The 13,512-nt window shown below is 62.9% G+C and carries 2 protein-coding genes; both read left to right on the top strand.

Annotation, left to right across the window (positions count from 1 at the left end; translation table 11 throughout):
* Positions 1-11 precede the first annotated feature (11 nt).
* Positions 12-2,648, top strand: coding sequence for a hypothetical protein (locus VJR29_05220; GenBank protein HKY62803.1), 2,637 nt, complete (start codon positions 12-14; stop codon positions 2,646-2,648).
* Between the two features lie 133 nt (positions 2,649-2,781).
* Positions 2,782-13,440 (top strand): hypothetical protein, encoded by a 10,659-nt coding sequence (locus VJR29_05215; protein HKY62802.1) that lies wholly within the window; start codon positions 2,782-2,784, stop codon positions 13,438-13,440.
* Positions 13,441-13,512: the final 72 nt, after the last annotated feature.

Raw genomic sequence — 13,512 nt, 5'->3', positions numbered from 1 at the left:
CTGTTGAGGGAATGGCCGGGCTGCGCCCCTTGCTGGAGTCGCCGGCCTGCGGGACGACCGAGCGGGCCGAGCTTCTGGCCATCGCCGGCGAAAAAGATCCGGAGCTGCGCCAAGACGCCCTCCGCAGCTTCGCTTCGCGCCAGGAGGCCAAGGGCCGCCCGGATTACGCCGCCGCCGCCTACCAATTGACCCTCAACATCGGCGACGACTCGCGAGCCCGGCGGCGTTTGAAGGCCCTGCTCGGCGAGGGCAATTTCGGTGACAGGGCCGAGCAGATGCTCGGCAATTTCTTTCGCCAAGCGGCCAGTCCGGAAATGCTCGGCGGCATGGCCGCCGGCTCGCTGGTCGGACAAGCGATCCAAGCTTTCTCGCTGAGTCGGCTGCTCGGGGCCGAAGCCTCGGCCTTCACCCGCGGTTTCGGGGCCCGGAGCTTGGCGACGGCCTTGGGGCTCTCGGGCGAAGTGCCGGCGGTGGTTCTGACTTCAAAGGGCTTGCAAGAGGCTCAAGGCCATTCGGCCGATTGGAGCGCCAGGGCCCTGGGCCATGAGTTCTCGGCCATGGCCGTCAGTCTCAGCCTGCTCAAGTGCGGCTCGGCCCTGGGTCATCGAGCCCAGGCCGGCTTCGATCCGGCCGGCATCGGTTCCCGGCTCAGCACCGCGCTGCTCCCCACGGCCAGCGCCGGCACCGCGCTCTTCGCCGCTCATCGCTTCGAATCTTGGATCGGGCTGCGGCCGCCCAGCGACGCCGCCTCGGCGCTCTTCGACTCGGCGGCCATGCTCCTTCAACTCCAGGTTGGCGGCCGTCTCCTGAACTCGGTGACCGGCGGAGCCCTTTCTCGAACCCTCGGCGAGCTTCAATTGCGCAGCCGTCTCGCCGAGACCCCGCGCTTCCCCGAGGGCCCCCAAGCTTTCGGGGCCTGGGACTTCGCCGAAGTCCACGCCCGCCGCGGCGGCATGCCGGCCTTGGTTTCGACGCTCCCGCCCCGCGACGCCGCGAAAAAGCTCGGGGCCGAGATCAACCAGATGTCGTCCCTGAACGGCCATGGTCTCGGCGACAGGTTCTTGAAAAGCCGCCTGCCGCGCAGGTTGTCCGAGCTGCTGGGCGTCGAGGAGAGCGACCCGCGAGTCGCTTCGATCGTCGACAATTACGGGAAAACTCCCTTCCACTACCGGGAAGGCGATATGCGCAGCGCTTATTTCGAGATGCTGACCCGGACCCAACTGAGGGGAACCGAGTTCTTGGCCGAGGGCCGGGAGATTCCGGCCGTCGACCTCATGCACAGCGCCGGCCTCATCCTGCGGCGGGCGATGGAGATGAATCCTTTCCACGGCGGCAGCGGCAGCTTCTACGACTATCTAACCCAGGTCGCCTTCGAGCGAACCCTGCGGGGCGGGAACGTTCCGGCCTTCGATGCCTTGGTCTACACTCTGGCCGTCCGCCAAAGCCCGGCCGCCTTGGAAAGTTTTTTCCGCGAGCATCAGCTCCACTTCCCTTACGAGCGCCAAGCCATCAGCCGTCACAACCAGCCGCTGAACCCGACCCCGGTGCTGCGGAAGCTCGAGGAGTTTCCGGTTTCGGAAAAGGTTCGATTTTGGCTCTCCGAATACATCTTGAGCTACGAGATGGGGCTTCATTCCAATGATTTTCCGAAGGCGCCCCACAACCAATACTTCTCGCACGATGGCCAAACCCATCGGAGGAATTTCCTCGACCGCGACGACGTGTTCGATTCGCTGCACCGGATTTTCGCCGATCCGGCCAATCGCCGAGCTTGGAGCCAGGGCCTCGAGGAGCTCGTGCGCCGGGCCGAGAAAAGCCCGGTCCCGCTGCTTTATTTCGACCGTTTCTTCAAGCTGGTCGGCTCGGGCGACCTGACCGAGAAGATCTCGGAGCTGGTCGCCGACAGCAGTTACAATCCTTTCGGCGCTTGGCAGGGCTCTTCGATCAACGGCACGGTCTACACCGGGTTCCTCACCGATCCGGTTTTGAGTCAGAGGTTCCGGGAATTTTACCGAGTTTTGCCGGAGCTGCTTCATCCCGAGCAAAGCTCCCAGCGGCGGGTCGAATACCGGGCAAAAGCGGCGGAGCTGTTGGAAGGCCGGGAGAATTTCGGCGCCGATCAAATCTTGGAGCTGCTGTACCAACGGCCCACCGCCCGGGCCATCGCGGCCCGCGAGGCCATCCAGTCGGGCGAGGTCGGCCTCGAAGTCCTGACGCGCGATGGCATGGAAGCCCTGATGAAAGCGCTCCATCCGGCCCAAAAGATCGGCAATCTTCACGACGCGCTTTACTTGCCGGCTTCACGCAGCCCCACCGGCCGGCCCTACATCGCCATCCTCGAGCTCGATCCCCGTTTGAGCCGCGAGCAGAAGATCGCCCGCGCCCTCTTTTTGGCCGGCTACGTGGTCCATGAATACGACCACCATCTCCATTCGCCCCAATTCAACATCCGCAAGCGGGGCGACCGCCTCAAGCTCGAGATGCGGGGTTGGCTCGAGGAAAACCTCTACCTTTTGACGCAAGGCGAAAAATCCGTCTGGGAAGACGCCGAGCTTTACTCGCCCACCGGCTTTGGGGTTTACCTTCGGACCCACATCGAACGCCAATATCTCCACGAGGACCGCGATTACCTCCAAAAGCTGCCCTGACCGTCCCAGGCGGCATGGAACTTGCTCCATTTCACCAACGGCTAATTAGGGGGCCCAGGCTGGGGTCTGTGCCCTCCGATTTGTGCAATTTTTCCTCATTCTTGGGATGGGAATGGGGTCGGGGTACACCAGCATGGAAAAAGCCTTCGTCCAATCCGAGACCAACGCCAATTTTTTCTTCGATTTGTTGAGCCAGGAGCCGGGCTTTTCCGACGCCTCGCTGGACGGGGCTCACTCCGAGGAGATGGCGGGCGGGCCGGGGACGGCCGGGACCAAGGCCAATGCCGAAAAAGACAATAAAATTCAAGGCCGTGAGGTCATCGCGGCCGCTTTCAACAAGATCACCAAGTATTATCCCAAGATCACCGAGCATTTTAAGAACCTGGGCCTGGACCTGACCGCCATGGTCGGCACCGACGGCAAGATTAAGGCCGATTTCATCGCCGCCGCCAAACGCCGCCTGATGGGCGAGGATTCGGCGGCCAAAACGAAGTCACTCGACTTCCTGGCTGCTCAATTTTTGATCGCCGAGCAAACCGGCGTTTCGAACAAAGACCCGCTGTTCCTGGAAAAATGGGAGGCCTTTTCCAAGCTTCCCGAAAAGGATCGCAAAGACCAGGTCAACGCTTTTCTCAAGTCGGATCAGCAGGCCGCGAAGTTCGTCCGCTGGGCTTTCCGGCTCTCCGAGCTTTCGCTTTTGCCCTTCAATGACCAGGTCGCCATTTTGAAAGAGTGGGGCGGTGTCGGCGAAGCGTCGGCCAAGGCGGGCTTGGCGCCGCTCTGGCAAGATCGAGGCTTGCCCAAGGTTGTCGCCCAAGCCGCGTTGCTCAAGGGTTTGGATTTGGAGGAGCAGGCCAAGGCCCTGTCCGACGATGCCGCCAAGCCCAAGCTCGCCGAAGCCCGGCTCTTGTTTAGGGCCGCCGCCGAGCTCGACAATGAGAATCCGTTGGCCCGCCGGCGGCTCGCGATCTATTTGGTCCGCGAGGGCAAGCTGAGCTCGGCCGGCTTCCACATCGGCGTCGCCATCCAGAACGAAACCGAATTGCGTTACATCCTCGAGAATGTCGCCGGCTTGCAAAAGCAGGACGCCCGGCTCTACGCGCCGGCGCCCGACGCCTATAGCTTTGCCGCCGATCAGCTGATCCAGGCCAAGCGCTACGATACCGCCGCCCTGGTCTACGGCGAGGCCGCCAAGGCTGCTCAGGCCCGCGGCGATTCGGCCGCCAACACCGCCTTCATCCAGAAGAAGCTGGCGGCCGAGGAGTCGGCCAAGCCCTTCGAGATCCTTTTCACCGACAAGAACAACCCGGTCGCGGCCCGGCTCTACAAGGCGCTTCGCGACCAAGGCATTCCTTCCTCGCTGATGGAAAGCGCCGTGAGCAATGACCACAAGGTCAGCGCCAAGGAAGTCCTGTCCTACCTCGGACAAAACTGGAACGATCCGCGGGTTCGCAAGGCCCTTCAAGCCCTCAAATTCCCGACCCTGCCCTGGGACGTCCCCGGCGCCAAGCTGCCCTACGACAACGAGGCTTTCCGCAAGCTCGACTTCGCCGGCAAGATGCTGGCTTGGCACGATTACGATGTCGCCGAGATGAAGAAGCAAGAGCCGGTCGATGGGAAGGAAATCGCCCGGCACCAGCGCTTGGCCAGCTACTACGATCCGGAGAACCCGGCCCGGAAATCCGAGCTCGGCGAAACCCTGCTCCAGCTTCGCGATTATCCGGCCGCGGCCACCGCTTTCGAAGAGGCTTTCGCCGACGGCGGCTCCAAGGATTTTGCTCTCAAGACCAAGGCCGGCGCCGCCCATTTCGGCGCCGGCGACTTCGAGAAGTCGCGGGCCGCTTACACCGCCGTTCTCGAGAAGAATCCCAAGGACGCCCAAGTCCTGATGCTGCGCTACGAGGCCAGCAAAGAAATCTTGCAGACCGTCGACGAGGCCAAGGATCCGAAGCGCTACAAAGAGCTGTCGGCCGCCGCCGGCGCCGATTACGCAATGAGCCTGACGCTCAAGCCCGAGACCGAGAAAGCCAAGATCAAGGATATCGAAAAGGCCCTCGAAGGCCTTCATGCCAACAACGGCGACAAGGCCAAGGCCGTGGCCAAGCTCGCCGGCTTGAAGGAGCCGGAGCAGGCCGGCGGCATCACCAAGCGCGAGGTCCTCGCGGCGGTCGAAGGTTTGGCCGAAAACTACCTCAAGCTCGCCGAGCAGAGCTATGCCGATCCCAAGGACGTCGAGACGGTCCGGGCCGGGATGAACGGCCTGGCCAGCGAGACCTTCGGCGTCTTGGCCCGCTTCGCCCAGGCCGACTCCGATCCCGAAGTCCAAAAGATGGCGGTGATCTACGAGTCCTACCAACTCATCGCCGAGGGCAAGCTCGACGCGGCGGTCGAAAAGCTCAAGCCGGTCGAGAAGATGCCGGAAGCCAGCCGGGTTCTAGCCACCCTCGAGAAGGGCAAGCTCCGCCTTTACAACGAGGCGGCCCTCCAAGTCTGGGAAGTCTACAACCAGGACCTGGAGCAGGCCGAGCTCAGCGAGAGCAAGGGTTGGTACTCGGGGATCGGGATGTCGAGCAGCGATGTCACCGCCAAGTTCAAGCTGGAGAAAGAGCTGACCGACGCGGTCCGCTTGAAGATCGAGACCGGCGAGGCCTTCACGCTGAAGGACGCCCTCAGCCAGATCTCGACCGATGGCGCCGAGAATTTGCGGGAGCGGGCCAAGTTCCTGCTCAGCCCGGCCGCGCTGACCGGCGATCAGAGCGCGGCCGGCGACATCATCGACTTGGTCCACAAGGTTCCGCCGATCATGGAGCGCTCCCAACGCATCCTGCAAAAGGCCTGGAGCTTGGAGAAAGAAAACAAGGCCCTGAACGGAGCCTTGGCGCTTTACGGCCTGATTCACGAGGCGTCGGACGACGATTTCATGAAGGAGCGGGCCAAGAAAGGCCTCGATGCCCTGCAGGGCAATGCCAGCTTCGGCCGCTCTTTTGAAAAAATTTCCGGCCAAGTCTTCGGCGCCGCCAACAGCAAGAACGTCTTCGTCGACATCGGCTTCATGTTCGTCGCCGCCGGTCTCGGCAACTTGGTCAAGCTGCAGATGCTGCGGAAATTCGAGCAGGCCGGCGTCAGCGGCTACAAGGCCATCGTCATCGCCGGCGGCCTCGGCCTCGGCGCCGAAGTCACCACTCTGTGGGGCTTGAACACTCTCAAGGAAGCGGCCCTCAGCGATCCTTCCAAGGTCTTCACCGCCGAGCATCTGGCCAAGAGCTACGGCGCGACCCTGATCATGATCGGCGGCCTCAAAGGCTTCGGCAAGGTTGGCCAGACCCTTGGCCCCAAGGCCGCCAAGAGCCTCAAGTTGCTCGAGGCCAATGGCACCCAGCTCAGCAAGGGCGGTCAAAGGCTGGTCTGGGGCTTCGGCCACAGCGCCGGCCTCGCCGGAATGATCGCGACCAGCCATATCAATCAAGGGTTGAATCTGACGCCCAAGCCCATCGGCGGCTGGAAGGAGGGCTTGGTCCACGAGGTTTTGGGCTATACTCAATTCGCGCTCGCTCATGGAGCCGCCGATCGGTTGGTTGGCGGCAAGATGCACGAAACCTCGATGCGCCAGCACGGCGAGGTCGCCTACCGGGAATCGCTGCTTTTGGCCCGGGGCCACGCCGACGCGATGGGCTTCAAGGCCGAAGCGCTCAAGATCCAAGTCGCCGAGGACGGCAAGCTCAAGGTCGACGGCAAGCCCTTGGAAGAGTTCGACGCCGAGAGCAAGTCCTTCATCGAAACCCAGCTGGTGAAGGCCAAGGACGGCACCGTCAAGGACCAGACGATTTTCGTCGACGGCAGCTCCCGCCGGCTCCTGGTCACCTTGATGACCGACGCCGGACTCAATCGTCCCGGCTTCTCGGGCCTTTGGCTGCGCCAGCTGATTCAAGGCAAGATGTTCGCCGAGGCCAATGCCTATCTCGACAAGTACTCGGTGCCGCTCCGCTTCGGCAAGGACGGCCAAGTGATCGCCATGGGTTCGCAGCCGGGTTCGGCCCATTCGCTGCTCGGCATCATCTCCGAGGGCGGAAAGGTCGAGCCGATCAGCGATGACCAGATCCGGGATTTGACGCCGACGCCGATCCAAAAACCCAAGCGCAAAGGCAAAAAAGACAAAGTCCAGCCCGATGCCGGTGGCGAGGACAGCCCCTTCGTGCCGGCCCGCAAGGCCCTGCCGCCGGCGAAGACCGGGAGCAAGCCGCCGCCGCCTCCGCTCCGGCGGCCGATCAGCGACAAGCCCCCGACGCCGAAGGCCTTGCCGCCGATTCAGCCCTTGCAAGGCGCTCGATGGGTCGAAGATTACACCCGCATCGCCGAGGCCGAATTCGCCGGCAAGGAAACGATGTTCCGCGAGGGTTACAATACCCTGAACGATCGGGTCAAAAAGGACGGGCGTTTCAACGACGCCAAATTCTGCGCCGCGATGGAAAGAGAGTTCCGGGAGACCCTCGACGCTTTGCGGCCGATCCTGGAGAAGATGGGCAAGGGCGAGCCGGAGAAGGATGGCGACCCCCGCACCGTTCTGGGCCAAGCTCTCTTCGTCAACGTCGTCGAAGGCAAGCTGACCTTGGCCGACGCTCGCCAGCTCACCGCCGGCGCGCTCGCCGGCCACTACCGAGTCGAGAAGGCTCCGGGCAACGAGTATCGCCTGGTTCCGCTCTATCACGGAGTCGAGGTCAAGCCGGGCACTTCGCTTTTGGTCGGCAAGTCGGGCAAGGAGGTCCGGGCCATTCCGGGCCAAGGCCTGGTCAACGAGACCCTCGCCGGCAATGTCAGCGTCAACTTCGAATTTCGCCAGCAGGGCGGCAAAACCACCGCCATCTTCGAGGGGCGGCCGGGCGAGGCCATCGTCGAGGTCCTCGATCCCAAGACCCAGGATTTCCGCCGCCTGAAGGCCGACGAGAAGGTCGAGATTCAAGACGGCGAGGTCGTGCTCCTGGGCGGCGATCCCTACGTTTTCCGCTCGGCCGAAACTCTGGCCAAGGACCTCAAGGCCCGCACCGAGCTGCTCGAGGAGCGAGACGCGATCTTCTACCTCCGCGGCCGGGTGGCCCAGCTCGAGAACGGCACGTCCGAATGGAAGCGCGAAGCTCTCAACTTGGTGAAGCGCACCAAGGCCTTTGATCAATTGCTCGAGCGGGACGCCCGCAACTCCGACGGCAGCTCCAGCATCGAAACCGAGCTGGTCGGCCTGGCCGGCGGCACCACGCCCTTCGCTCCGGCGGCCCGCCAAGCGCTCAAGGCCGAGCTCAACCCGGCCGACTACCGGGCGGCCCAGGTCAAGATCGCCGAGCCGATGGTCGAAAGCCATCGCGAGGCCATGGAAGAGGTTTATCAATACCTGAACGGGCTGTATGCCGATGAGATGATCGAGCATCGCCTCAGCCAACAGCTCAACGACCATCAAGGCAAGCTGATCGACAATCCCCACGTCCGGCTCAAGGATCCGGCCGACGTGGCGCCGAAGATCGCCCGCCGGGGTTGGTTGGCGATGGAGCCGATGACCGATTACGCCGGCGCCCGGATCGTGGTGAAGAACACCAACGACGCGATGGTGGTCGCCGCCGACATCGAAAAGAATCTCAAGGTCCGCGACGTCTACACCGAAAAGGGCCATCAGGAGATGGACATCATCGGTCAGGAGTACGTCGGCGGCAAGGAGACCATGGAGGTCACCTTCCGCAAGGACAAGGACCATCCCGACCGCCTTTTGGTCGGCAGCAGCACCGGCTATCGGGCCATGCACATCGTGGTCGAGCACAATGGCAAGCCGGTCGAGATCCAGATCCAGACCGAGTCGATCTTCAAGTGGGGCAAGATCCAGCACTCGTTGATCTACAAGAATCAGAATCTCCCGGCCGAAACCTTCAAGCAGCTGAACGACTACTGCCGGGACGTCGCCGCTTACTTGACCGCCTTGGAGGATGGCCAGGGCAAGAGCGCCGTGCCGCGGCCGGCCGATCCGGCTCTGTCCCTCAATTTGCCGAAAGAGCAAAGGCTCGGCATCGAGCGGGACATCGAGCAGATGGATCGGCTGATGGATTTTTACGAGAAGGTGGATGAATCCGATGCGAAAACCCGGATCATCCCTCGCAGCCAGCTCGAGGGATCTCCCAAGCCGGTGAGCGACAGCGACGTCACCAAGAAGATGCGCCTTCCGATCGCGCCGCCCCCCCCGAGGAAGGATCCCAAGAAAGACGGCGTGCCCGAGCGCCGCGGCGCCGCCGGCGGCGCCAAGGCCGATCTGAGCGGCATCAGCGATTCCAAATCGCCGGTCCAAACGTCGGTGACGGCCGAGTTGCATTTCGGCAAGGGCCGAGTCTTGAAAATCAACTCCGAATCCAAGGTCGCGATCTTGGGCAGCGGAGCCGGAGCCGAGCTGCGCATCGAAGGCAACAAGGCCATCGCCGCCGAGCACGCCGAAATCACCCGCGATGCCAAGGGCCGCAGCTTTGTCCGTCCGCTCCACGGAAACTCGGTCGAAATCCGCCGGGAGAACCGCTGGGTCGAGCTGAGCCGCGACGGCAAGGCCGGTCCCCAGGAGCTGGTCGCCGGCGACCGGATCCGCATCGGCGGCATCGAGTTCACTTGGAAACCGGCGCCGGCTCCCGAGCAGTCCAAAGCCAAGGTCATGCAAGCGCCGACTCCGCCGCCGCTGCCCAAGGATCGGCTGATGGAGGAGGCTTACCAGCGCCATGCCGATCGGGCCGATGGCAAAGGCACCGACTTGGCGATGCTGATCGAGACTTCGGACAAGGTCCTGGCCGGTGAGCAAGGCGAGTGGAGCCCGAGCTACGCCCCCTCCTTCAACCCCGACCGCTCCAATGTTCCGGTCGTCGTCAGTCCCTTTCGCTTGACCAAAGCCGAATTCGCCCAAGCCAAGGAAAAGGGCGAGCTCCAAGACACGGCTCCCTTGACCTTGAGGGTGACGGTCCGCGGAGAGCAGCGCCAGGCCGACCTCAAAGCTCGGTTGCAGACCCAATACGGCGCTTCGCTCCATCAGGATCCCAAGGACGGCTCCTGGATGCTGCGGAACTCCGCCGGTCAGGCTCAAGTGAAGGTCGTCTTCGAGTCCCGGCAGCTGAAAATTTTCACGCCGGACGAAGCCCGGGCGCTTTACGAGCAATTCGCCGGCGAGTCCTTGCCTCTATTGACCGCCTGGCACAACGATCCCAGCGGCCGGCTCACCGTCGAAAACAGCTATGCCTATCGCATGCTCCTGCTGGTCGGCCCGGGCCAAGACGCCCAGGGCAAGCTGCGCTTCGGAACCAATTTCGAAGAAGCGGTTCGCCGCTACGAGACCGAGACCGATCCGGTCCAGAAGGCCCGAGCCGGTGAAACCCTGGCCACTCTCTGCGCCTATCTTCAGGACACTCCGGTCAAGATCCAGGAGTTCAAGCTCCTGGAAGAAGTGGCCATCTGGAAAGACAACCAAGAATTCGCCAATGCCCTGAACAAAGCCCGGGATGCCGGCGGGGCCTTGGCCACCGAAGCCAAGGTCGCCTTCGAGGCTCTGCAAGAGCTGCAACATTGGGGCACCGATCTTCGAAGCCTGGGCGAGGTATTGCGAGCTGGAGTGCCGATCGCCGATCGCCGCGCCGGCGAGCCCAAATTCGACGCCTATCAGAAAAAAGCCGACGATATCCGCCATACCTTGAACGAGATCCGGGATTTCTCCAGGCGATTGGAAGAAGCCGGTCTCAAGCGCAAGGGTCCGCCGCCCCTGCCCGACGCCAAAAAAGACATTCAAGGCGCCTCCGACCAGCCCAGCTTCGACGTCCGGAGCTTCGACCCGGTTACCTTGGAGAGCCTCCGAAGCTTTGGCGTCCTCAACGTCGAGAAGCTCAAGGATCCCACCGGCCCCGAATACGCCCAGACCTTGATCAATGGGATGGATCACCTGTTGAAGCAGCCGGTCAATGGCCATGCCAACCACGAGATGTTGGTTGGCCGCCTGATCACCGCCCTTCGCGAATGGGAGCGCCGCTCGGGCACCCGGGTGGAGGGGCTCGAAGAATATCTTCAGTTCCATGGACGCGACCGATTGGGCGTGCCCTTTGGCGCTCCCCTGCCGGTGACTCCGCCGCCGGAAAGGCTCTCGCTCTCCGCCACCGAGCAGGAACGGCTCCAGGTGAGCGAAATCAATTCCCAAAACGTCCTGACGGTGGTCGAGAAAATTCGAGCCGAGACGACCCAGATCGGCAAGATCGGTGGATTCAAATCTTTCCGCTTGGATCCGGCCAATGAGACCCTGCTTTGGCGCATCCTCCAAAATTTCGGACCCTACATCCAGCACATGCGGCCCGAGCTCGGCTCCTATCTCTCCTCGCTGTTCGAAGCCCGGCAGGTTTACAAGGCCAATCTGGAAACGGAAGGCTCGACCGGTGGATCGGGCGAGAACAAGGTTCCCGAGCGCCGCGGTGAGACTGCGGCGGCGAGAAAAACCGGTGTCCCGGACGCCGGCGATCCCTTGGGCTTCCATTACGTCGAAGAGATCCCGACCCATAGCCCGCTCGGCAAGGAGCTGCACTCCCTGGCCCATCCCAGGCCTCCGCTGTCCAAGCTGGTGCCGGGCTTGACCCGGGAGCTCGAAGCGAAGTTCGAGCGCGGCGCCCGGGTCCAAAGATGGCCCAACGGCCAAATGATGCTGGCCGATCCGCCCAGCGGTTCCGACTCGGTGGTGATCCGGCCGGCCACGCCGACCGAGGTCAAGGCCTACCTGGCCTGGAAAGAAAAGCGCGGCTTCGTCCGCATTCCCTCGGTCCAAGGCCTCAAGGCTTGGAAAGCCTTGGAAGCCCGGGCCAAGGAGCTCGGCGTGCTCCTCTACGAGGGCGCCGATCCGACCCAAGGGCCGCTCCAGGGCGCGGCGCTGCGCGAATTCGTCGCCAAGAACGGCGGCCAGATCGCCCAGCTCCAAGAGCTCTTCGATTTTCTCCCGGCCTCCTACTTCGGCGCCGGCCGGATCAAGCGGATCTTCCTCAAGTCGCCGCGGCAGGACGACGCTCATTTCAGCGCCTACGACGCCGCCACCGGCTCGCTCTATCTCTATTCGGGCGCCTTTGCGGGCTCGAAGCGAAATATGGCCGCGATTTTCCTCCATGAAACCGGCCACGGCAACGCGGCCCGCTATCGGCTGAATTCCGAAGGCGACTCCCAGATTCCTTGGGCGGTTCGCCACGACGTCGCCCAGGCCCACCGGGTGATCGTCAAGGGCAAGGCTCTCTTCGCCCTGGAATGGGGCGGCGGCAAGGCCGAGCGCCTGCGGATGCAGGAGCAGAGCTTCGAGGAATGGTTGGCCGACGTCCAGCTGGCCTACGTCGCGGCCGGCCCCGAGCTGCGCGCCCATATCAACAAGCTGCCGGAGAACTCGGCCGAGCGGAAGGCTTGGGACTACGTTTACACCGAGCTCAGCGACCGCGTCTTCGAAGGCACCGAATACGACTATCCCAATCCTGCGGGGACCAAGACCCTTCCGCCGGACCAGCGCAAGACCTTGAAATACATCCCGGGCGGAAAATCCGAGACCCCCGCCAAGGATCCAGGTCCGGTCCCGACACGGATCGAAGTGCCCGAGGCCTATCTTCATGCGGCCCAAGGGGCCCAGCACACTGTCGAATCGGTCAACTGGGGCGGCATCGCCGCCAGTCGACATCCCGGCATCGGCGCCAAGGAAAAGGGCAACAACGAGGATCGCTATTCGATCGGCTCCTTTGATCTGCCGGACGGAAGCCATGTCACCCGCTCCTACGTCATCGACGGCATGGGCGGCCAGGGCGAGGGCAAGGGCGAGCTCGCCGGAGTTTTCATCCGCTACGTCCTCGAAAACGCCAGCCGTCATCCCCAAATGAAACTGGAAGACGCCATTCAAATGGCGGATCGCCAATGGATGGAGCATCCCACTCACCGGGAGATCGCCGGAAGGCTGGGGCTCGACAAGGCGCCCGGCGCGGTCGTGCTGGGCATGGAGGTTCACGACAAGGGCAAGGGCGATTACGACGTCAAATTCGCCCACGTCGGCGACTCCGAAGGCTTCCTGATGGATGCAGGCTTCAACGTTGACCCCGCCGCCTACACCACCCGGGAATTCCTGACCAATCGGGTTTTGCCGCGGGGCCTGACTTTGTTCATGCGGGTCAATCCTTACCGCAATGCCGTCGACCAAGCCCTCGGCAGCCGCCAAAAAGACCAGCCCGCGCTCCGGGTCGACACCTCGACCCACAAGGCCCAGAAGGGCCAAATCGCCGTCCTCGGCAGCGATGGGCTCTTTGAGAACTTCATTGGCAAGGGCGAGATGGCCGATTTGCTGAAAGCCAGCGGCGCCAAGACTTCCGGCCAAATGCAGATGGTCTTGATGAACGAGGCCCTGATTCGGATGTCGATCTTCGATCGCTTCGCCCGCGAAAATCGCTGCGGCCAAGCCATCACTCACGGCGACTATGTCCAGGCTTACCAGGAAGTTTGGGGCAGCCCGCCGCCGGCCGGCCAATGGCGCTATGAGGGCATGATCCTGACCGGAAAGGGCTTGATCCTGGATCCGAGGGTGGACCAGGCAACGGATAAGGCCAAGGGCTATCGAGGCTCCTTCAAGCGGGACAACATCACGGTCCTGGTCCAGATCTTGGGCGAAAAGGTCACCTCGAAGGCCAAGGCCGAGGAAAACTTCAGGCCGGCGGCGATTTTGGGGCCGACCGGACCGATGACCATTCCGGATCCGAGCCCGATCCTGGAAAAGCTGATGAATTTAAAGCCTTAAAAATTTCAATAAGACCAGCAACTTGTGTACATTTCGGCCGAGATAAAGGCCGCACCATTGACGAAGAGGGGG

Source organism: bacterium (assembly GCA_035281585.1).
Taxonomy (GTDB): domain Bacteria; phylum UBA10199; class UBA10199; order DSSB01; family DSSB01; genus DATEDP01.
The sequence above is the reverse complement of the archived record's forward strand: the minus strand, read 5'-3'. Positions and strand labels throughout refer to the sequence as shown.

Bases quoted from the DNA above. Each gene is read 5' to 3' on its own strand.
- VJR29_05220 (HKY62803.1), top strand. From the start codon at position 12: ATGGCCGGGCTGCGCCCCTTGCTGGAGTCGCCGGCCTGCGGGACGACC.
- VJR29_05215 (HKY62802.1), top strand. From the start codon at position 2,782: ATGGAAAAAGCCTTCGTCCAATCCGAGACCAACGCCAATTTTTTCTTC.